At 43.0% G+C, this 19,838-nt stretch carries 24 protein-coding genes; 7 read left to right on the top strand and 17 right to left on the bottom strand.

The annotated features are described in order from the left end of the window. Positions 1-3: 3 nt before the first annotated feature. The 5 genes from nuoC to lolA form a co-directional block, all read right to left on the bottom strand. Positions 4-1,752: an NADH-quinone oxidoreductase subunit C/D gene (nuoC, locus tag CEW93_RS06945; RefSeq protein ID WP_089538802.1), complete on the bottom strand. Its 1,749-nt coding sequence runs from the start codon at positions 1,750-1,752 to the stop codon at positions 4-6. Between the two features lie 23 nt (positions 1,753-1,775). Next, positions 1,776-2,285 carry a hypothetical protein gene (locus CEW93_RS06940; protein ID WP_089538801.1) on the bottom strand — a complete coding sequence of 170 codons (510 nt, stop codon included), beginning with the start codon at positions 2,283-2,285 and terminating at the stop codon, positions 1,776-1,778. An 18-nt stretch (positions 2,286-2,303) separates the two neighbouring features. Next, on the bottom strand, positions 2,304-2,972 hold the full coding sequence (locus tag CEW93_RS06935) for an NADH-quinone oxidoreductase subunit B (protein ID WP_089538800.1): 669 nt from the start codon (positions 2,970-2,972) through the stop codon (positions 2,304-2,306). Between the two features lie 52 nt (positions 2,973-3,024). Then, positions 3,025-3,627 (bottom strand): NADH-quinone oxidoreductase subunit A, encoded by a 603-nt coding sequence (locus tag CEW93_RS06930; protein WP_089538799.1) that lies wholly within the window; start codon positions 3,625-3,627, stop codon positions 3,025-3,027. A gap of 174 nt (positions 3,628-3,801) precedes the next feature. After that, on the bottom strand, positions 3,802-4,437 hold the full coding sequence (gene lolA / locus CEW93_RS06925) for an outer membrane lipoprotein chaperone LolA (RefSeq protein WP_089538798.1): 636 nt from the start codon (positions 4,435-4,437) through the stop codon (positions 3,802-3,804). Between the two features lie 186 nt (positions 4,438-4,623). Between lolA and CEW93_RS06920 the strand changes: the two genes are divergently transcribed. Continuing rightward, positions 4,624-4,926 carry a CopG family transcriptional regulator gene (locus CEW93_RS06920; RefSeq protein WP_089538797.1) on the top strand — a complete coding sequence of 101 codons (303 nt, stop codon included), beginning with the start codon at positions 4,624-4,626 and terminating at the stop codon, positions 4,924-4,926. 34 nt (positions 4,927-4,960) lie between these two features. Here the strand turns inward: CEW93_RS06920 and CEW93_RS06915 are convergent, their stop codons facing one another. From CEW93_RS06915 to CEW93_RS06885, 7 genes are all read right to left on the bottom strand, one after another. Further along, positions 4,961-6,577: an AAA family ATPase gene (locus CEW93_RS06915; protein WP_186727925.1), complete on the bottom strand. Its 1,617-nt coding sequence runs from the start codon at positions 6,575-6,577 to the stop codon at positions 4,961-4,963. A 122-nt stretch (positions 6,578-6,699) separates the two neighbouring features. Beyond that, on the bottom strand, positions 6,700-8,175 hold the full coding sequence (locus tag CEW93_RS06910; protein WP_089538795.1) for a D-alanyl-D-alanine carboxypeptidase/D-alanyl-D-alanine-endopeptidase: 1,476 nt from the start codon (positions 8,173-8,175) through the stop codon (positions 6,700-6,702). Positions 8,176-8,183: 8 nt separating this feature from the next. Further along, positions 8,184-8,471 carry a polyhydroxyalkanoic acid system family protein gene (locus CEW93_RS06905; protein ID WP_089538794.1) on the bottom strand — a complete coding sequence of 96 codons (288 nt, stop codon included), beginning with the start codon at positions 8,469-8,471 and terminating at the stop codon, positions 8,184-8,186. A 30-nt stretch (positions 8,472-8,501) separates the two neighbouring features. Beyond that, on the bottom strand, positions 8,502-9,071 hold the full coding sequence (gene dcd, locus CEW93_RS06900) for a dCTP deaminase (protein WP_089538793.1): 570 nt from the start codon (positions 9,069-9,071) through the stop codon (positions 8,502-8,504). Positions 9,072-9,162: 91 nt separating this feature from the next. After that, positions 9,163-9,498, bottom strand: a complete 336-nt coding sequence (gene grxD / locus CEW93_RS06895) for a Grx4 family monothiol glutaredoxin (RefSeq protein ID WP_089538792.1) — start codon at positions 9,496-9,498, stop codon at positions 9,163-9,165. A 64-nt stretch (positions 9,499-9,562) separates the two neighbouring features. Further along, positions 9,563-10,051 carry a 2-C-methyl-D-erythritol 2,4-cyclodiphosphate synthase gene (gene ispF / locus CEW93_RS06890; RefSeq protein ID WP_089538791.1) on the bottom strand — a complete coding sequence of 163 codons (489 nt, stop codon included), beginning with the start codon at positions 10,049-10,051 and terminating at the stop codon, positions 9,563-9,565. A 10-nt stretch (positions 10,052-10,061) separates the two neighbouring features. Next, on the bottom strand, positions 10,062-11,375 hold the full coding sequence (locus CEW93_RS06885; protein ID WP_089538790.1) for an NCS2 family permease: 1,314 nt from the start codon (positions 11,373-11,375) through the stop codon (positions 10,062-10,064). Between the two features lie 158 nt (positions 11,376-11,533). Between CEW93_RS06885 and CEW93_RS06880 the strand changes: the two genes are divergently transcribed. From CEW93_RS06880 to rpsT, 4 genes are all read left to right on the top strand, one after another. Beyond that, positions 11,534-12,022, top strand: coding sequence for a peroxiredoxin (locus tag CEW93_RS06880; RefSeq protein WP_089538789.1), 489 nt, complete (start codon positions 11,534-11,536; stop codon positions 12,020-12,022). A 6-nt stretch (positions 12,023-12,028) separates the two neighbouring features. Continuing rightward, positions 12,029-13,234, top strand: a complete 1,206-nt coding sequence (locus CEW93_RS06875) for a glycosyltransferase (protein ID WP_089538788.1) — start codon at positions 12,029-12,031, stop codon at positions 13,232-13,234. Positions 13,235-13,451: 217 nt separating this feature from the next. Continuing rightward, positions 13,452-14,153, top strand: coding sequence for a hypothetical protein (locus CEW93_RS06870; protein WP_089538787.1), 702 nt, complete (start codon positions 13,452-13,454; stop codon positions 14,151-14,153). Positions 14,154-14,264: 111 nt separating this feature from the next. Continuing rightward, the gene (rpsT, locus tag CEW93_RS06865) at positions 14,265-14,531 is read left to right on the top strand and encodes a 30S ribosomal protein S20 (RefSeq protein WP_089538786.1); all 267 of its coding nucleotides are present in this window, start codon (positions 14,265-14,267) and stop codon (positions 14,529-14,531) included. A gap of 51 nt (positions 14,532-14,582) precedes the next feature. On the opposite strand, the gene panD is transcribed toward rpsT, so the two are convergent. From panD to CEW93_RS06855, 3 genes are all read right to left on the bottom strand, one after another. Then, positions 14,583-14,966 (bottom strand): aspartate 1-decarboxylase, encoded by a 384-nt coding sequence (gene panD / locus CEW93_RS06860; RefSeq protein WP_089538845.1) that lies wholly within the window; start codon positions 14,964-14,966, stop codon positions 14,583-14,585. 8 nt (positions 14,967-14,974) lie between these two features. Continuing rightward, a complete protein-coding gene (locus CEW93_RS10810; protein ID WP_186727924.1) occupies positions 14,975-15,139 on the bottom strand; it encodes a hypothetical protein in 165 nt (54 codons plus the stop codon). A 126-nt stretch (positions 15,140-15,265) separates the two neighbouring features. Then, positions 15,266-16,774: a DUF3360 family protein gene (locus CEW93_RS06855; protein WP_255504002.1), complete on the bottom strand. Its 1,509-nt coding sequence runs from the start codon at positions 16,772-16,774 to the stop codon at positions 15,266-15,268. A gap of 293 nt (positions 16,775-17,067) precedes the next feature. Between CEW93_RS06855 and CEW93_RS06850 the strand changes: the two genes are divergently transcribed. Then, entirely contained in the window at positions 17,068-17,259 is a 192-nt protein-coding gene (locus CEW93_RS06850) for a DNA gyrase inhibitor YacG (RefSeq protein WP_089539439.1), read from the top strand. A gap of 42 nt (positions 17,260-17,301) precedes the next feature. After that, positions 17,302-18,462, top strand: a complete 1,161-nt coding sequence (locus CEW93_RS06845) for an aspartate aminotransferase family protein (RefSeq protein WP_186727923.1) — start codon at positions 17,302-17,304, stop codon at positions 18,460-18,462. 18 nt (positions 18,463-18,480) lie between these two features. Here CEW93_RS06845 and CEW93_RS06840 read toward each other — a convergent pair whose 3' ends face one another. Together CEW93_RS06840 and CEW93_RS06835 are read right to left on the bottom strand one after the other, a co-directional pair. After that, positions 18,481-19,020, bottom strand: coding sequence for a hypothetical protein (locus tag CEW93_RS06840; protein WP_089539437.1), 540 nt, complete (start codon positions 19,018-19,020; stop codon positions 18,481-18,483). A 10-nt stretch (positions 19,021-19,030) separates the two neighbouring features. After that, a complete protein-coding gene (locus tag CEW93_RS06835; protein ID WP_089539436.1) occupies positions 19,031-19,837 on the bottom strand; it encodes a M23 family metallopeptidase in 807 nt (268 codons plus the stop codon). Between the last annotated feature and the right edge of the window lies 1 nt (position 19,838).

The raw sequence follows: 19,838 nt of genomic DNA, 5'->3' as shown, positions 1-19,838 counted from the left end.
GGATTACCTATCACAATCCGCCATCACAATATCAATGCTTGCCAAATAAATAATGGCATCTGACACCAAAGAGCCGTTAATCACGCTGGGCATCTGCTGCAAATGAGCAAAAGTTGGCGTACGGATACGCGTGCGATAGCTCATGGTGGCGTTATCGCTCGTTACATAGTAGCTGTTTAGCCCCTTGACCCCTTCTACCATACAGGCAGACTCGCCAGCAGGCATCACAGGTCCCCAAGAGACGGATACAAAGTGGTTAATCAGCGTCTCAATGTCTTGTAGCGTACGGTCTTTGGGTGGTGGTACTGCCAAGGGATGTTCAGCCTTATACGCACCGCCTGGCATGTTATTTAAGCACTGTTCAATGATGCGCAAAGACTGGCGAATCTCTTCAATTTTCACCAAACATCTGTCATAGGCATCGCCGTTATAAAACACAGGTACGTCAAACTCAAAATTTTCATAACCCAAATAGGGACGAGCTTTACGCAAATCAAACTCAATGCCCGTGGCTCGTAGTCCTGCCCCTGTTACACCCCATGCTAGGGCGTGTTTGGCATCGTATTGGGCAACATTTTGCGTGCGTCCTTTTAAGACGGTGTTGGTCATGGTGGCTTTGTAGTATTCATCAATACGTTTTGGCATCCAATCCAAAAACTCACGCACCAGTCGCTCCCAGCCATTTGGCAAATCCATCGCCGTACCACCAATCCTGAACCACGCAGGGTGCATGCGATAGCCCGTTACCGCTTCTATGATGTCATACGCCTTTTGACGGTCAGTAAACATATAAAACACAGGAGTCATACCGCCCGCGTCTTGGATAAATGTTCCCCAGTAGAGCAGATTATTGGTAATCCTAAACAGCTCACTCATCATGATACGAATGGTGTTGGCACGCTCAGGCACGCTAATGCCAGCGAGTTTCTCCACCGCCATGATATAAGGCAGTTCATTCATCACCCCACCCAGATAGTCAATGCGGTCGGTATAAGGGATAAACGAATGCCACGTTTGACGCTCCGCCATTTTTTCAGCACCGCGATGATGATAGCCAATATCAGGGATACAATCCACAATCTCTTCACCATCAAGCTGCAACACCAAACGAAACGCCCCGTGTGCTGATGGGTGGTTTGGACCAATGTTCAAAAACATAAAGTCTTCATCGCGCCCAGAGCGTTTCATGCCCCACTCTTCTGGTACAAAACGTAAGTTTTCTTGCTCAAACTGTTGTTTGGCAGTGTTCAAAAAATATGGCGTAAACTCGGTGGCTCGTGCATGATACTCTTTACGAAGGGGGTGTCCTTCCCAGTATTTTGGCAATAAAATGCGTGTCAAATGAGGGTGTCCATCAAACACCACCCCAAACATATCCCACACTTCTCGCTCATACCAGTTGGCATTGGGATAAATTTTGGTCGCTGACGGAATGCTTTCATTTTCTTTTAATGCCACTTTGATACGAATGTCGCTATTTCGCTCCAAACTCATCAAATGATAAAACACAGTAAAGTCGCTATCAGGCAAACCATAACGGTGCTTACGCAAACGCTCATCCATGGCGGATAAATCCACCAGCATGACAAAGGGCTTGGGCAATGTCCGCAAAGTCATCAGCACAGCAAGCACGTCTGATTTTTCCACCCAAATGGTGGGAATGCCGTCTGCGGTTTCTTGGGTGATAAACTGATGATTTTTGGCAGTCAATTCTTGTAATACACCAAAATCATGAATATGATGAACACTCATTATAATTTCTTACCTTTATGCCGTTAGTCTAGCCAAATATCCAGTTTTTGTGCCAAATTTTCTAGTGTCGCCTTGTGGGTTTTATCAATCAACCAAAAATGCACGTCATCATTACCACCCCAAATATGGAGCAAGCTGTATGGGGTGCTACTTTCTAATTTGGCAAGTAGATTATCCATATCGCCTGCATACTCTTCACCAGTAATCACAAAAGGCTCATCAGTATATTGGCTAATATACTCACTCAACGCTTGGCAATCAAACTTCCAATCATCAAAATAGCAAGGGGAAAAATGCACCATCAAAGTTTGCAGCCAGACCATTTTGGGTGTTTCATCAATGCTATCTAAATCCACCACTTCGCCTGTTTGTTCTTGTAGCCACGCTTGAAAACTTGGTACGTCTTGATACAAATCTTGATAAATCTTTACCAAATCATCAAGTTCATCATCACCCAGTCCATAGCACTGGTTAAACAAAGTGATAAACTTGGTAAAAGCGACAACGTTCATGCCTTTTTGTGTGTCATACATCACAAATCCTTGCGATAGTTATTGTGCGTTATCAGGACTTCTTAAATTCTTAACCGCAATACGCTCTGCCATTTTGCGGTCTCGCTCAGGCGTCATAATCGGCTGATAAATGCCTTGGTCAAGATGAATGCCAAGCGGACGGCGTTCGTGAGTGATGGACTCTTGTAGTAGCATCAACGCCTGAATTACCGCTTCGGGGCGGGGCGGACAGCCGGGGATATAGACGTCCACAGGCAAGATTTTATCCACGCCTTGCACCACCGAATAAATGTCATACATACCGCCTGAGTTGGCACACGCTCCCATAGAGATGACCCATTTAGGTTCAAGCATTTGTTCATACAAACGCAAAATCACTGGCGCCATCTTCACAAAACACGTTCCTGCCACAATCATCACGTCCGCCTGACGTGGTGAAGCTCTAATAACTTCCGCCCCAAAACGAGACAAATCATGCACCGCTGTCAATGTGGTGGCATACTCCACATAACAACAGCTTGTACCAAAGTTAAATGGCCACAAAGAGTTTTTGCAACCCCAGTTAGCAGCAGCATGCACCAAATCTTCAAGGCGACCCAAAAAGACGTTTTTTTCTACTTCGGCTTGCGTGATGTCATCAACCACTTGGCGGGTCTGATGGGGATATTGGCTGGCTTCTTCATTGGCACGAGTGAAAGTATATTTCATGGCTAAAACTTGTATTGGCTTGTAAGATGGATTTACTTGCTATGTGCCAACATCAATCGGCTGGCGAATTAAAATCTTGGGTAGTAACACGTCCTGTGGTATTGATGTGGTCAATATTTGCCATATGGGCTTTATTTTTTTCAATGTCATTAGAGACATTGATGCGTCCTGATGATTGAGCAGGCACTTTACCCGTGGGGTCAGTATGCAGCTCATCAATGCCATTAAAAGCAGTAATGGCAGCCAAATCAAAATTGGCAGGCTTTTGATAAATGCGTGGCTTGGGTTTGTGTTTGTCAGCAGGTGCCCAGTTCATCGCCCCAAGTCTCATCTCGTAAATGAGCCCCACAAACAAAATCACAATAAAAATCGCTGCGGTGGTAAAACCAACCCAACCCACTTCTCGCACGCTGACGGCATAAGCGTACAAAAATAAGGCTTCTAAATCAAATATCACAAAAAAAATCGCCACCAAGTAAAACTTAGCGGACAAACGTATGCGAGCAGAGCCAGCAGATACCACGCCTGCTTCAAAACTTTCTTGTTTTTGTGAACCTGACGAACGACCACCCAATAGACGTGGCACCATCAGCATAAACACGACCAATCCTGTGGCGGCAAGTAGATAAATAATGGCTGACCAATAGGCTGGCATATCACACCCCATGTGATTTATACTTGTTAGTTCTTAAAAAAAATCTTAACTATTATATCATAATTTAGAAAAATGCCTACTGTAAAAATTCCAAATGTGCCACGAAACAGACAAAAGCATAAAAAACCAAGCATAAAGATACTTGGTTTTTGTTAATAAATCTTACAAGATAAATTATTGGTTAATCACGTCTGTGCCAGCAGGGGGTGTAAAATTAAATTGGCTGGCGTTGATTTTTTTGTTCATGCTAATATTACTAAATTTAATGCTGGTGGTCTGACCCAAATTATCATTAAGCACCATCATAACCGGTCGCCCCCCATTAAAGCTGATGGACAAATCACGAAATTCAGAACTGCCAGATTTGGGGGTTAATAAATAATAGTTTTTGGCAGGATTGGGCTGACTGATGTTAAAACTTCTGGCGATTTGAGCGGGGTCTCCCGATAGGAGCACCGCAGGGGTATCGCCCACTTGGCTTGTTACTGATTGTTTGGTTGCTTGATTTAAGTCGGGGTCGTGTGTCCACATGGTACTGCCATTAACCACAATCAACTGCTTAGCTGGCGATGTGATGTTCCAGCGAAATTGATTGCCACGTTGAACCGCCATATTACCACGATACACCTTAGAACGTCCATTTGCCTTCGTGGTTTGCTCAAAATTTGCCGTCATAGACTTGGTGTTGGACAAAAGTTTGTTTAAATTTGTTACGGCTGTATTGGCATGACTGATTGTTGGTAGCACAAAACCCAATGCCACAGCTGACAACGCCACAGAATATTTAATAACCGATGTAAGATTTGACATAATGACTCCTAATTTTTAATAATGCGTGCATTTTGCCATGTTTTTATGTTGCAATCTAGGGGATTTTTGCAAATTTAAAGGGTTTTTGTTGCTATTTTTAGGCAATTTTAACCATAAATTTACAACCGCCCTTGAAAGAATTCTCAAATATTGCTACCATATCGCTATTTATCATCAAGGAATGTCATGTTATCTCCCAAAATCAAAAATCAGTTTTCTGACCATCCCCAAATCATCATGCGACCTGTTCACCTTAAATTATCCGAAGAGATTATTAAGCATTTAGAACACACCATGAGTGAACATGGCTTTAATACCATTCAAGGCTTGATACGTTATTATATCCGTCAAGGGCTTGACCGTGATAATTGTAGCTATTCGCTGGCTGATGACGTATTATTTATTGATGAGTTACGCAAAAAAGGCGTGAGCGAACAGCTGATAGAAGAAGCTCTGGTAAACATCAACAAACGCTGTGGGTGTCCTTAACACCTATGACATACAAACGCCTCAATATAACATCTCACCACCATAACATCTTACCATCAGCAGTAGCATAATTATAGTATTCTATGACAAAATGCTCATAATCAGCAGATGCTGCATAAGCCAAGACCGCTACAACAACAGGCATGGAACTAAATGCCTGATATAATCCCCTTGCCCCAAATTTATCAATCGCCTCTTGATTATTTTCAATCAAGTGTGTCACAAGCTCTTTTGATAGCTCTGCTGTGGAGTTTACCATTTTAAGCTGATTTTGTAGCACATTCCATGGCGATGTTGGGCTTTGGTATAAGATTTTGACATAATCATCAGCACTTAATGTCTTCAAACAAATGGCGCGCCCAATACGTCCAAGTAATTCATCAGGCACACCACATTTACTCAAAAACAGGTGGTCATAATTTTTTGGTGTCTTATCAGAATCATCGTGGCTAAAACCCTTGAAGCGGCGTTTCATATTGCTTTGATGAACACCAAAACTGCCCACCACAATAAACATCATTCGCTCTGATGAAAGACTCATGGGATAATCAGAATATTTATCCTGATGATACCGCTCCACAGGAAATGGTGCAGAACCTTCTAATACTGTTAATAACTGCATGGCAATTTCTAGGTTTCCGCCTTCATTTAAAAACAGTTTATCAAACTCATCTAATACCACCACAGACGTTTCAGCAATCCTCATGTCTCTGTCAGCACTTTCATAAATCATACGTCCAACAGTGTCAAGATTGATACCCACAATGCCTGTTCTTACCAAAGTTGAACAGTCCACCGTTACCACATTTAAATCAAAAGCCTTGGTGGCATATTTGACCAAATGTGTCTTACCTGTGCCTGTTGCTCCCATCAATAACACAGGTTGCTGTCTAAGGCAGTCATCATCGCCTGCGTATGCAACCTGACTTTCCTTGCCAGTTTTCGTGTATTGTTGTATCAAGCGAGTGGCAAATAGCTTATGATAGTACAGCATAGGAGTCAGGATAAATATCGCATCTTCTTGTCCAATCACAGTCTCTCTAAGCTGATCCATGACATCAATCAGTTTGGGGATATCAACATCAACCGAAAACCCCTTATCCATCTCTTCATCTAAGCCCAAATCCCTAAATGTGCTAAATGCTTTTTGTTCTACTTCCTGTTTTGTTTGACTCACCTGTTCATCTTGCTGTCTCAAACGCTCATGCGTCATTGAATCTTTTGTTTGTGTCTCATCATCATTTTTGTCATCATCTCCCATAAGAAATTTTGCCATTTTTAATGCTGAAAGATAATCAACATTTTGTAATAATTGCTCAATTTGTTGCACCAGCTCTTTTTCACCAAGCAGCTTAGGCAACTCATAGGCCTGTTTGAGTGATTGCCAATCTTTAACCATTTTATCAGACAGTATTTTGATGTCATCAGGGCTTTCTTTACCAAGCTCAACAAACTTAACACGCTCCTCAATCCAAACTTCAACCAAGCTAATTATCTGAATTTCATTGAGTTTTGGCAACTCTTTTAGTACGAGAACTTTTTCTTCCACATCCAAAGACAAGCTGGTAGCAAGCAGTGAAAAGAAAAACTCTTTACTAAATGGCAACTTGCCTTCCTTAAAAGGATAGTGTACAGAGATTAAGTGCGACATCATCAACTCCAAAACTGGCTATAAATTGAGTGAATGTTTAGACACTTTAATTGTAGGGGGTGCACTTAGGTTTGTACACCCCATAATGAATGGATTTTGTTATTATTTTGTATATATTTTAGTCAGGATTGTGCGACCACTGCCAGCATTTCATCTAAAACCGCCACCGCCCCCCGACCAGATGCATTAGGAGCATTGACCATGCCAACCGCCACATACAGTCTATTTTGACTGTCTAGCACATAGCCTGCCATACTCGTTACATCATCTAGGGTGCCTGTTTTGATAAACGCTCTTTCAATGGCGGGGTGATTGGCGTTACGATATGCCAGCTTTGCCATCGTACCAGTTCGCCCTGCAACTGGCAAAGACTGCTTAAATGTCTCAAAATCATCTTGTTTTGCCATATAAGCCAACAGTTCACCCATCGCTTTTACGCTGACTTGGCAGTCTCGGCACAGCCCTGATGCTCGGCTCATGATGGGAGCAGGTGATGACAAATGCGACTGCCACCAACCATCCATCAGAGCAAAAGTTTTGGGATAAGTGCTGACTGTTTGCCCCACTGCCAAAGGTAAAGACAGTGCCACCTGTTCGGTCATGACGTTGTTGGAATATTGGTTAATGTCATAAATCTGATGAGACAATGCTCGTGATGGAAAGCTAAACAAAGGCAGTGTTTTTGGGCGGGTCTCAAAAGCTTTGGGCGTACGCACTTGACCGGTGAATTTTGGGTCAAGCTGTTGCCAAACACCTTTTACCGCTTTTATCATAAAATCATCGCCATCGGCAAAATTTAGCCAATAGCTGACTCGTCCACACGCCGAACGTGCCGTGCCTGTGCTTTGTAAAGCATTGTCGGACAAACGAAAAGATGGCTCGCCATCACACGCACCGCTTTGGGCAGTCAGACTGCTTGGTGCATGAAAATCCGCCAATGGGGGCAAAATTCTGACCGCCACTTTATTGTCGCCAGTTGACAAAAACCCCATGACAAGTCTGCCTGCTTTGTCCAACTCGCCTGTTGATACCTGTCTGCCTGATGGCAACACATCAATCTCTACCGTGCCATAATTAATAAGCAGAGCATTTGGCTGAGCATTATAGGCTCTTTGACCATAGCCATCAAAGGCATTTGGGTTTTGGGCGACATTAAAAAACGCCCGATTATCCACAATGATATCACCTTGAATGTGCCTGATACCCTTGGCAGGCAAATAAGACATCAAGGAAACCAAACGCTCATGTGTCAAAGATGGGTCACCTTGCCCCACAATGATGACATCGCCATACAACACCCCATCTGCCACAACACCTGTATGATAAACGTGAGTAAACCAACGAAAATCTTTACCCAGCATTTGTAAAGCAATGGCGGTAGTGATGAGTTTTTGGGTAGAAGCAGGCGTACGAAGTGTGTCTGCATGATGGCTAATCAATGGCGTATCTGACCCCACAGGTGCCACCCACAAACTGACTTGGTCGGCAGTGAGTTGCAGTTCGCTGATTTTTTTGGCGATACTGTCAGGCAAATTTGCTTGTGTTTGTATTGCCAACACGCCCACCATCATCAAGGCAGATTTCAAAAAATATCTCACACAATGTCCTAGCTAAAATATTTGATCAAGCCATCTTGGATACCATCACTTATCATGCCTTTAAAAGGTTTGGCAATAAATCCCAAATTAGCTTCAAACACCACTTTATCTGCCGTCAAAACCGCTCGTCCGTCCACGCCTGATTTTTTGATGGTAACCACGTCTTGATTTGCCCCTTCTTGATAAGTGGCATCAAAACCAAATTCTTTGCGTGCATCATCAAGCCATTGTTTTGCTTGGGTGCGTGCAGTAGCAAAATCAAAATTGTGCGTTTGTTCAATATAAATGTCTGACATAAATTTTCCTAATAAAAAGCAAGTGTGAAATTAAGTTTTAGGCAAGGTTACACCGGTTTGCCCTTGGTATTTGCCACCACGGTCTTTATAAGACGTCTCACACACTTCATCGCTTTGAAAAAAGAGCATTTGTGCCACGCCTTCCCCAGCATAAATGCGGGCAGGTAGATTGGTGGTGTTGCTAAACTCCAAAGTAACATGACCTTCCCACTCTGGCTCCAAGGGCGTAACATTGACAATGATACCACAGCGAGCATAAGTGGATTTGCCCAAGCAAATGGTCAGCACATCACGGGGTATGCGAAAATACTCTACCGTACGAGCCAAAGCAAAGGAGTTGGGCGGAATGATACACTCGTCCCCCACAATATCAATAAAACTTCTTTCATCAAAGTTTTTGGGGTCTACAATGGCAGAGTGCACGTTAGTAAAAACTTTAAATTCGTTGGCACAGCGAACATCATAGCCATAGCTTGACGTGCCATAACTGACTAGCTTTTCACCACGCTCATTATAACGCACCTGCTGCGGCTCAAACGGCTCAATCATGCCATGCTCTTGTGCCATTTGGCGTATCCAACGGTCAGATTTGATGGACATAAAACCCCCTTACAAAAAGGGCATATTATAGCACTTTTTGTCATAAAAACACCAAAAATAAAACGGTCATGATGACCGTTTTTTAATCGCATTAAACTTCTGGGCTATGCTCTTCAATCAATGGCTTTAATTCGCCTGATTGATACATTTGCAAAATAATATCGCTACCACCAATCAGCTCACCATTGACCCACAGTTGTGGGAATGTTGGCCAGTTGGCAATCAGTGGCAAGGTGCTACGAATCTCAGGGTTTTCTAGAATATTTACAAAGGCAAACGGTCTGCCGATTTGTGTCAGTACTTCTACGGCACGAGCAGAAAAACCGCATTGGGGAAACTGGGGCGTGCCTTTCATGTACAATAAAACAGCGTGGTCTTTGATTTGGTTTTCAATCAAAGATTTGATTTCAGGGTTAATGTCAGTCATGACCGTCTCCAAAATATTGAGTAAATCTGTGCTATTATAAAGGTGATAAGATATTTTTCAATACTTATTTTGGATAATTGTGTGCAAATAATAACACCACCGCACTGGCATAAATGCCTTCGCCACGCCCAATCCAGCCCATTTTTTCATTGGTGGTGGCTTTTAGGCTAATTTGCTCACGTTGTACGCCCAAATTATTTGCAATGCACTCACAAATGGCGGTGTGATGTGGGGCAAGTTTTGGGCGTTCAGCGATGACAGTAATGTCAGCATTGCCCAACACATAGCCTTTATTTTTAACAAGCTCATAAACGTGTTGTAGTAGCACTTTACTGTCTGCCCCCTTAAAAGCAGGGTCAGTATCAGGAAAATGCTGTCCAATATCGCCAAGTGCCAATGCCCCCAAAAGAGCATCGCACAATGCGTGCAATATCACATCGCCATCTGAATGGGCTTTGATGCCATGCGTGTGGGGAATCTGCACGCCACCAAGCACAACAAAATCCCCATCTGTAAAGGCATGAACATCAATGCCTTGTCCGATTTTTATCATCGCTCACCCCTTAGATGGCATAACCCAAGGCATAAAACGCCACAAGTGCCACTGCAATAATCACCGTACCAATATTAAGTTTTTTAAATTCGCCACAGATGACACGCCCCAGCACCAACAAACCAAAACCAAGCATGATGCCCGTAACGATATTTGCTGTCAAAACAATAAATACTGCACAAACCAAACCGCTCATCGCCCCCACAAAGTCATCAAAATCAAGTTTTGAGACATTACTTAGCATGAGCAAACCCACATACATCAGTGCAGGAGCGGTGGCATAGCTTGGCACTAAAAATGCCAAAGGCTGAAAAAACAACATCAGCAAAAACAACACACCCACAATGACTGCCACCAATCCTGTTTTGCCACCCACTGCCGTTCCTGCTGCCGACTCAATATAAACCGCAGCAGGTGCTGTACCAAACACACCAGACATCAAACTTGACATAGAATCTGCGGTTAAAGCCTTGCCCCCACCGATGATTTGACCATCTTTATCAATCAAACCTGCTTGCCCTGCCACCGCACGAATCGTTCCTGTGGCATCAAATACCGCCGTCATCACAAGAGCAAACACCACAGGCAACACCGCCGCATTTAATGCCCCCATAATGTCCATCGCCCCAAACAGCGACTCACCTGAAACCACAGGCAGTTTAAACACTGAACCGCCAAATTTTACATTAGGGTCAAAAATCAGTCCCACAATGGTGATGGCGATAATCACCCACAAAATACCGCCCTTAACTTGACGTTTTTCAAGTCCAATGATACTTGCCAAACCGATCAGCGACATCATCACGCCAAAGGACGTAAATTCACCCATTTTGACAGGCAATCCAGCATCATTTGCCACAACAAGTCCCACACCATTAGCAGCGATAAGTAGCAAAAATAGCCCGATACCAATCCCTGCCCCGTGAGCAATGGAACTGGGCAAATTCTTTAAAATCCATGCACGAATGCCCGTTACTGAAATCAGCGTAAATGCCACCCCCATTAAAAAAATCGCCCCCAAAGCAACAGGTATGGCGATTTTTTGTCCTAATACCAGACTAAATGCCGTAAATGCCGTCAAACTGATGGCACAGCCTATCGCCATTGGCACATTGGCAAACACGCCAATCAAAATAGAGCCAAACCCTGCCACCAAACATGTAGCAATATAGACCGATTCGGCAGGAAATCCTGCATCAGCAAGCATACTAGGCACAACAATCACCGAATACACCATTGCCAAAAATGTGGTCAAACCTGCAATAATCTCTTGACGAACTGTTGAGCCACGTTCATTTATTTTAAAAAAAGAAAGCAAAGACATAAAACGCCTTAAAATTTTTGCCAAATCAAATGAGCGGATAATTTTACCGTATGGCAACAATTTTGACAAATTTTTCCTGAGAAATTTTACAAAACTGCCATATAGTAAATCTTGATGTTTTTAGGTAAAATAAGCAATTTTATATCACATTTATCCTTATGAAAAACACCCAAGAAACCATCGCCCTGCCTGATTTTGCCGTTAGACTGGTTTATCAAAGCAACAACGGCATGATAGATGAAAATATTGTTTTAAAAGAGTATCTCACGGCACACAAAAAAGGCTTAATTTTGTATTTTTACCCAAAGGATAACACCCAAGGCTGCTCACTGCAAGCAACTGATTTTAGTCATGAATTAGCCAGCTTTGCCCAAAAAGGTTATGTGGTCATCGGCGTATCTCGTGATGGTGTGAAATCTCACAGTAATTTTATTTACAAAAAAGAGCTTAGTATCGCCCTTATCAGCGACACAGACGAAACCTTGTGCAAACATTTTGATGTCATCAAAGAAAAAATGATGTACGGCAAGACCCATCTGGGCGTGGTGCGTTCCACCTTTGTGTTTGATAAAGATGGACAGATGGTGGCAAGTTATCGCAATGTCAAAGCCAAAGACCATGTCAAAACATTACTTGAACTTTTGTGATATGTCATGAAAGTCATGCACTTATCGTCATCATTAAAGCATGATGAAGCTGAACGGGGCATTTATGCCATCACCCACGCCCTAGCCAAAGCAGGTCATCGCTCCATCGTCATTGGTGCGGCTTCTTTTGATGATGAGCTGGTTACTCGCCTGCTGCGTGATGATACTTTGTACTATCGTTTGCCCATGCCAAAAAAATCTTGGTGGTCGCTAAGGCAAATTTTTAAACTTAGAAAACTCATCAAACAGCATTGTCCTGATGTTGTTCATGTACATTCTCGCACGCCTGCTTGGATATTGCATTGGGCAACACGCCCCCTGCCTGCCGACAAAAAACCCAAAATCGTGGCAACCATGTATGGATTTTATCCACTCAATCATTATAGTAAAGCGTTGTTTTTTTCAGATGTCATCATTACCGCTTCTAGAAGTATTGATAAATATCTTAAAGAAAAACTCGCCCAAAAAAAAGAAGAACACAACATTCAAAAATTCCCCTTTCACACAGTTTGTATTCGTCGTGGCATAGACCCAAAAAAATACCCCTACCGCCATCATTCGTCTGTTTATTGGCTGCACAATGTTTTTGCTCAATATCCAGAATTAGAACACAAAAAATGGCTCATTTTTCCAACACCCATCGGCACACAGTATGGTCAAGAATGGTTGATAGATATTTTGGGTAATCTACAAATAAAATTCCCCAACATTCATGTCATCATCACCGAAGATACCGAACACAACCTAACCGACCAAGATGTCGCCCAAGAAGAATTTACCCAGCGATTATATGCCCTAGGACTAAGCGATAAAGTAACATTTATCGGCAGAAATCCCCCTGACCTAAAAGAATGGCTCTCATCTGCCAATGTTGTACTGGCACTTGCTGAACGCCCTGAAAGCATTGGTATTACCGCCATTCAAGCCATCCATCTTGGCACGCCTGTGGTCGGTTGGGCAAAAGGGGCATTTGCTGATATTTTGACCGCCATCTATCCCCAAGGCTTAGTCAAAGAACAAACTGCTTTTGCTTTATGCAGAGCCATCAAATCCCACCTACAAAACCCTCTACGCCCCGCCATGCCCCATGAGTATTTGATTGAGCAAATGGTCGCTAGCACTTTAGCAGTGTATCAATCACTTGTATCAAACTGTAAACTTGTGGACAAAGACAGACATGATAATTTGGTCTGTATTAAAAACAAACATTAATCTACCTAAATATTTATCCTTAACCATCAATCTTGTGATGACCATTTTTTGGATTTTTTACTCCTTATTTTTTGATAAAAAATTGAGCAAAATCATGGAATTATTACCCAAATATTGCCCTATTGTAAAACATATATGCACAAATTAATCACCCCTATTTACATCAATATCAAATTCCCCTATAATCAAATCATCCATTTTTAACAAGGGGATTTTTATGAAATCTTTTGGCAAACTCACCTTAGTCGCCTTAGCGGTGTCATCACTCACCTTGTCAGGCTGTGCCACACATACTCTATTGTCTAAGGACTCAGGCGGTATGCGAACTGAAAAAGTAAAAAAAACCTTAGTAAGCGACACCGTGCTTGCCTTTGGAAAACCTAGCCTGCGTTTGTCAAATTTGCCTGCCGATGCGGTGGTGATTGTTGGGCAAAAGCACAGTTATGTTTTGACCGAAGGGGGCGGACGTTTTGAGCGACTTTTGACACATCTTGACCCCAAAAACATCAAAGTTACCAAACCACTTAATTTTTATTCTGCCAATAATGACGGCAGTTTTACAGGCTCTTTGGCGTTTAAATACACCAAACTAAAAGATGACGTCAAAAAAGATGAAGTGAACTTCTTTATACAAAATGGCGTAGAAGAATGCACCAGCCACAGTGAAAAACAGCTTAATGCCCAAAGTTTCTGTTTTGAAATTCCACTTAAAGGGCTGTCCTACCCTGTGGTTACCAATCAAGCAAGCCTACAAACATTAAGCCGTGCCTATCCTGTTACCATCTACACCCATGAAGAAAAATCCACCTATCAGCACGGCGACAGCAATCCTGTACAAAAACTTGTTTTATTCCCCTTTGCGGTGGCGTTTGATGTGGTAACACTGCCATTTCAAGCACTTAACAAGATTTTTGATTAGCCAAACTTGTATCTGACTTAAAAATCTAGTAAAATAGCGGTTTTGTGATGGGTGTGTCTCCTCATCAATACTCTTGCACATACCTTTATTTGACCTTATTAAGGATTTACTATGGCAAACTCAGCCCAAGCACGCAAACGTGCTCGTCAAAACGTTAAACGCCGTGCCCAAAACGCCTCTCAGCGTTCTATGGTGCGTACTTTCATCAAACGTGTTGTTAGTGCGATTGATAGCAAATCTTATGAGCTAGCAACCGAAGCTTACAATAAAGCCGTTCCTGTGATTGACCGCATGGCAGACAAAGGCATTATCCACAAAAATAAAGCTGCTCGCCATAAGAGCCGTCTAAACAAAGCGATTAAAGCACTAAAAGCTTAATCTAGCCCACAAAAAAGACCTTATCAAAGGTCTTTTTTATTTATAGGTGATTTATAAAACCGTATTGGCTGGCTCATAATCAATGACATCACGTATTGTGTTATCCTCATTAACAAGCACAACTTTGGGCTGATGAGTTTTGGCTCGCTCTTCGGATAGTAGCACATAGGACATGATAATCACCACATCACCCTTTTGCACCAAACGTGCTGCCGCCCCATTAAGACACACCTCACCGCCACCACGCTTACCTGCAATGGTATAGGTTTCCAAACGTTCACCGTTGTTATTATTAACAATCTGTACTTTTTCGTTGATGGCAATGTCTGCTGCTTCCAACAAAGCCACATCAACAGTAATGCTACCAACATAATTCAAATCTGCACCTGTTACGGTCGCCCGATGAATTTTACCGCCCAAAAAAGTTTTAAACATACTCATATCTAGTTTTTAAACATATCAGCTTGACGATTTTTTTTGACATAATCAATCATGCAATCACGCAAAAGCTGACTGGCAGTACGGTTATTTTCTTTGGCAGCTTTTTTAAATTGCTCTACCAAATTTTTATCCACTCGCATATTAAACGTGGTCTTCTCATCGCTCATATTGATACTCCAAAACTGGCTGATTTAGGGCGGTTATTATAATCATTGATTAAAATTTTTGCAAACATTATTTGTAAATATGCCGTACATACAAAAACCGCCCAAATTGAGCGGTTTTTTATTGGTTTATACTCTAAATTGTGGTAAAAATGCTGGGATACCAGGGAACATACCCACCGCACCCATGGCAATGCACAAAATTGCAAAACCCACCACAGGAATAATCACTCTGCCCGATAAGCCCAAATCACGGCTACGCTCTTTGTCGCCAATCAGACCCAAGTTATCCAACATCATGGTCAAAGACCAGCCAAACACAGGATTAACCAATGCGGATGAAAACACCACGATGGCAGCAGATTGGGTGGTTTTACCCTTACGAGTCATCTCCATGCCTGCTTCTAGTAGTGGCACAAATACCGCAACAATCAAAGCCGTAGAAAGCACAGGTTGCCACACCGCCAAGTCCATCGGATAACCCCAAATGGCAGCCACGATACAAAAGATGGCTGTCAAAATCGCACCAGCAGGAATCGGACGCTTGGCAATGGCAGCAGGCACAATGTAAGTACCCCATGATGAAGTAAAGTTTGCTCCACCCAACGCGGAACCAATAATTTGGCGAATAGAACAAATCACCGTTGTGTCATCAATATTCATGTGCGTACGCTCAGAACGCTCAGGATAGCTGATTTGCTGGAACACCTTATGACCTAGAAAATCTGGTGGCCACATGGCAACCGCCAATACCGCAAATGGAAACACCACAATAAACGCTTTTAAATCAGGCAAACCAATTGTCCAACCTGTGCCTTCCCCCCACCAGTATGTTGGGCTAAGTGGCGGTAAACCAGGCTGGGTTTTAAATTCAAATGGTGCTCCCAAGGCAAACGCCAAAATCGCCGCCAACGCACAGCCAATTGGTACAGCCAGCCAACGTTTTTGCCAATGCTCTAAAAGAGCATACATGATGATGGTTGCCAAAATGATGATAAAAGCAATGTGTGGCAGACCGATTTTATCCGCCCATGCTATCATGTTTTTGACCTGAGCTATCGTACCCACAAAGCCCAGATAGAGCAGTAGCCCCCCTGCCACACCATTACTGGTGAGCTTAGACATCAAACTACCACCTTTTAGTAAAGCCATGATGACACCAAATATCCCTATCAAAATACCAAAGGCAAGGGGGTGTCCGCCTGCTGCCACCACCAATGGAATCAGTGGGATTAGTGGTCCATGTGTGCCAGGCAAGTTAGACGTAGGCAACAAAAGACCTGAAAATAACAGCACCAAAAAAGCCGCTATAAGCATCTCATAGCGGACGTTTTGTAGCACAAAATCTTCACCAAGACCCAAGGGAGCTGCAAATGCCGCTGCCATCGCACCAACCATGACGATTTTACCAATGGTGGCTGCCATTGCAGGAATGGCATCTTCAAACTCAAAACGATAATCACGAAATGGTAAATTCACCTGCCAACGCTTAGGCTTCATGATTTGCAATTCGTGTTTTAGGTATTCATCACGAGTTGCAAAACTTGATGATGGTTTATGTAACTCCTGATAGGTCTTGCTTTCTATTTCTCGGATTCGTTCATCACTCAAATCCGTACTTACGCTACTATCACTCACAAACAATCTCCTATTGTGATGATAAACTCTCTTCAAAATCCCTGTCTTTGTACAATCATGATACCAAAAGGCTTATTTTGAAGTCCTATTGCAAAAAAATATCATTATTTCCTGCAACAGCAGATTATAGCCATCTTTTTTGTTGCTGTCATGCGTTATTTTTGTTTTTTAAACAAGCTTTCTTAATAATTTGTAACAATTTTTTAATCTACTGTATTTTTACACATTGCACACAAAGCCATTAACACCCAACCATTTGTGCTATAATGAACTTTTAAAATGGTTAATCACTCATGACAACATCAAATCATTTTTTATCTTATCCTTGCCCCCGTTGCCAAAAACCCACCACTTGGGCAGACAATCCCAACCGTCCTTTTTGTAGCGACAGGTGCAAGCTGATTGACCTTGGGGTATGGGCAAACGAAAGCTACCGTGTGCCTGCTGATGATGCGCCATTTAGTGATGAATTAAAGAGCGATTAGCAAACAACAAAACATCTTATCAAATACAAAACAGGAATTATCATGTCTTATCTGATACCAACTTATGCCCGTCAGCCCATTTGTTTTGTGCGTGGGCAAGGCTCATATTTATACACCGCTGATGGCACAGCATATCTGGACGCATTGACAGGCATTGCTGTATGTGGGCTTGGACATTGCCACCCTGCCATCAGTGCCGCCATCAAAGAACAAGCTGACACACTCATTCACACAAGCAATCTGTATCAGATTGATTGGCAAGAAAAAGCAGGCAAAATCTTGTGCCAAAAAGCAGGTATGGATAAAGTATTTTTTGCCAACTCTGGGGCAGAAGCCAATGAATGTGCTTTAAAACTTGCACGTTTATACGCCCATCAGCAAGGCAAGTCTCGCCCCAAAGTCATCGTCATGGAAAATGCTTTTCATGGTCGCACCCTACTGACCGTAACCGCCACCGCCAATACCAAGGCTCGGGCAGGGTTTTTTACCTTAGATGATGATTTTATCCGTGTGCCATTTAATGATGTTCAAGCAGTGGCCAGTTTAGCAGACGATAAGGATATTTGTGCTGTTTTGGTAGAACCCATTCAAGGCGAAGGTGGTCTACACACCCCTGCTGATGATTATCTAGAAAAGCTATACCACATTTGTCAGGAAAACGACTGGCTTTTGATGCTTGATGAAGTGCAAACTGGCAACGGACGCACAGGCAAATATTTTGCCTACCAATACAGCACCATCAAGCCTGATGTGCTCACTACCGCCAAAGGCTTGGGGAATGGCTTTCCTGTGGGGGCGTGTCTGGTAGCAGGACGTGCCAAAGACTTGTTTGGGGCTGGCTCACACGGTTCAACTTATGGTGGCACACCATTTGGCTCTCGTATCGTCTGTGCGGTGTATGACAATTTAACTAACGACGTACTTACTAATGCCGTGCATGAAAGCGAATTTATCCGCCAAAGCGTGCGTGAAACATTCCCACAAATAGACATTCGTGGGCGTGGCATGATGATGGGGTTTGGTTTGCCTGATGACGTGGATTGCACGCATATTGTAGATATAGCTCGTGATGAGTTTCATCTGCTCATTAACCTAACAGGGGGTAATGTTGTTCGCCTACTACCTGCTTTAAACATCAGCCATCAAGACACCGTCATATTAACAAAGAAACTCTTGGCGTTATTTACTCAGATTATCAAGTAAAAAACAGATAATTTTTATTTAAGACAGTTTACCATCTGCGTACGCATTGATACGACAGCCCATCAGCGAAAATGTCTTCTCATTGGGCAGATAAAAATAATGCACCGTATAACTGCCACCTTGCCCCGTCCATAAGTCAGGCGATGTTGGCTGTTGGACTGTTTGTGCCTGAACACCCGTTACCTGCTCAATATCAGTGGCCTTAGGACAATGACTGGGTTTAAAAGCAAATTCTGCCACCCCTGTCAGCTGAGAAAAATCCGTCTGCACAGCAGTTGGCATGACTTGGTGGCGGATATATTCAAAAGGACTGTTCTTGTCCTTGGGACGATACATATTCATCAAATCATCATCAAAGATGACATCATGATACAAATCAGGCTCATCAACGGCATGAGCCACTGTTTTTAAGTTCATAAACGTGCCATCTTGTATCAATCCAACAACCGCTTTGACAAAAGCAATATTGTTTTTATCAGGCTTGTGAGCAGTTTGAGCGTACGCTTGGCAAGTCATAACAGCAATCATGAACAATGCTGATTTTGTGATATTTTTCATACAAACCTAATTATCGCAGTACAGTTAATGGGTTGATATAAATATTGTTTTTTGCCACACGAAACTCCATCACCACCACGCCATTGGTGCTTTTCATACTGGCAATACGCTGACCTGCTTGAACATTTTGACCAGCTTTAATGGTGGCATCTTTGATAAAACGATACTCACTCACAAAACCATCAGCATGGCGAATGGCAATAGACGCATCAGCGATACTATTGACATCTGCATAAATCACCGTGCCTGCACGACTGGCATGGATAGGGTCGCCTTCTGAGGCACGAAACCACACGCCTTCTGACTGCACATTTGAGCCATTAATCTGACGCATTGCCCCAAATTCACGTACCACGGTCGCATTTTTGTTTACAGGATGTACAAAACCTGCTGTGTCATTGATGATATTTGCTTTGGTGAGCGTGTTTTGAGCGGGAGGCTTTTGGGTGGTTTGTTTTTGGGGCTGAGTTTTAGCAACCTGACCTTGAACAATCATTACCCGATTTGGGGCAGGGACGCTTGGTGCTTGGGTGGTGGGAGTACGAACTGCACGCTGCTGGCTACCTTGCCAAAGCACGAGCCATTGCCCTGCATAGATGGTATGGCTGTCATCTAAACGGTTAATCCTTGCCACTTCTCGCCAGTTAAGCCCATATCGCTGTGCAATCTTACCAACCGTATCACCTTGTTGTACCAAATAATGACTGGGCACTCCCCGTGAATTTTTAACAACAATGGGTTTTTGATAGCTAGGTTGCGTGGCACAAGCTGTGAGCAATGCCATCGCCACGCCTGCCAACAATCGCTGATATTTCATG

The sequence above is a fragment of the Moraxella sp. VT-16-12 genome (assembly GCF_002224245.2).
Lineage (GTDB): Bacteria > Pseudomonadota > Gammaproteobacteria > Pseudomonadales > Moraxellaceae > Moraxella.
This window is presented reverse-complemented; position numbering and strand designations above follow the sequence as displayed.

Excerpts from the sequence above, each read along its gene's own strand:
- nuoC (WP_089538802.1), bottom strand. The coding sequence starts at position 1,752 with ATGAGTGTTCATCATATTCATGATTTTGGTGTATTACAAGAATTGACT.
- CEW93_RS10810 (WP_186727924.1), bottom strand. The coding sequence starts at position 15,139 with ATGAGCGATGAGAAGACCACGTTTAATATGCGAGTGGATAAAAATTTG.
- CEW93_RS06935 (WP_089538800.1), bottom strand. The coding sequence starts at position 2,972 with ATGAAATATACTTTCACTCGTGCCAATGAAGAAGCCAGCCAATATCCC.
- CEW93_RS06850 (WP_089539439.1), top strand. The coding sequence starts at position 17,068 with ATGACAACATCAAATCATTTTTTATCTTATCCTTGCCCCCGTTGCCAA.
- CEW93_RS06835 (WP_089539436.1), bottom strand. The coding sequence starts at position 19,837 with ATGAAATATCAGCGATTGTTGGCAGGCGTGGCGATGGCATTGCTCACA.
- CEW93_RS06940 (WP_089538801.1), bottom strand. The coding sequence starts at position 2,285 with ATGTATGACACACAAAAAGGCATGAACGTTGTCGCTTTTACCAAGTTT.
- CEW93_RS06915 (WP_186727925.1), bottom strand. The coding sequence starts at position 6,577 with ATGTCGCACTTAATCTCTGTACACTATCCTTTTAAGGAAGGCAAGTTG.
- CEW93_RS06845 (WP_186727923.1), top strand. The coding sequence starts at position 17,302 with ATGTCTTATCTGATACCAACTTATGCCCGTCAGCCCATTTGTTTTGTG.
- grxD (WP_089538792.1), bottom strand. The coding sequence starts at position 9,498 with ATGACTGACATTAACCCTGAAATCAAATCTTTGATTGAAAACCAAATC.
- CEW93_RS06880 (WP_089538789.1), top strand. The coding sequence starts at position 11,534 with ATGAAAAACACCCAAGAAACCATCGCCCTGCCTGATTTTGCCGTTAGA.
- ispF (WP_089538791.1), bottom strand. The coding sequence starts at position 10,051 with ATGATAAAAATCGGACAAGGCATTGATGTTCATGCCTTTACAGATGGG.
- rpsT (WP_089538786.1), top strand. The coding sequence starts at position 14,265 with ATGGCAAACTCAGCCCAAGCACGCAAACGTGCTCGTCAAAACGTTAAA.
- CEW93_RS06840 (WP_089539437.1), bottom strand. The coding sequence starts at position 19,020 with ATGAAAAATATCACAAAATCAGCATTGTTCATGATTGCTGTTATGACT.
- CEW93_RS06920 (WP_089538797.1), top strand. The coding sequence starts at position 4,624 with ATGTTATCTCCCAAAATCAAAAATCAGTTTTCTGACCATCCCCAAATC.
- panD (WP_089538845.1), bottom strand. The coding sequence starts at position 14,966 with ATGTTTAAAACTTTTTTGGGCGGTAAAATTCATCGGGCGACCGTAACA.
- CEW93_RS06905 (WP_089538794.1), bottom strand. The coding sequence starts at position 8,471 with ATGTCAGACATTTATATTGAACAAACGCACAATTTTGATTTTGCTACT.
- CEW93_RS06885 (WP_089538790.1), bottom strand. The coding sequence starts at position 11,375 with ATGTCTTTGCTTTCTTTTTTTAAAATAAATGAACGTGGCTCAACAGTT.
- CEW93_RS06930 (WP_089538799.1), bottom strand. The coding sequence starts at position 3,627 with ATGCCAGCCTATTGGTCAGCCATTATTTATCTACTTGCCGCCACAGGA.
- CEW93_RS06870 (WP_089538787.1), top strand. The coding sequence starts at position 13,452 with ATGAAATCTTTTGGCAAACTCACCTTAGTCGCCTTAGCGGTGTCATCA.
- dcd (WP_089538793.1), bottom strand. The coding sequence starts at position 9,071 with ATGTCCATCAAATCTGACCGTTGGATACGCCAAATGGCACAAGAGCAT.
- CEW93_RS06875 (WP_089538788.1), top strand. The coding sequence starts at position 12,029 with ATGAAAGTCATGCACTTATCGTCATCATTAAAGCATGATGAAGCTGAA.
- lolA (WP_089538798.1), bottom strand. The coding sequence starts at position 4,437 with ATGTCAAATCTTACATCGGTTATTAAATATTCTGTGGCGTTGTCAGCT.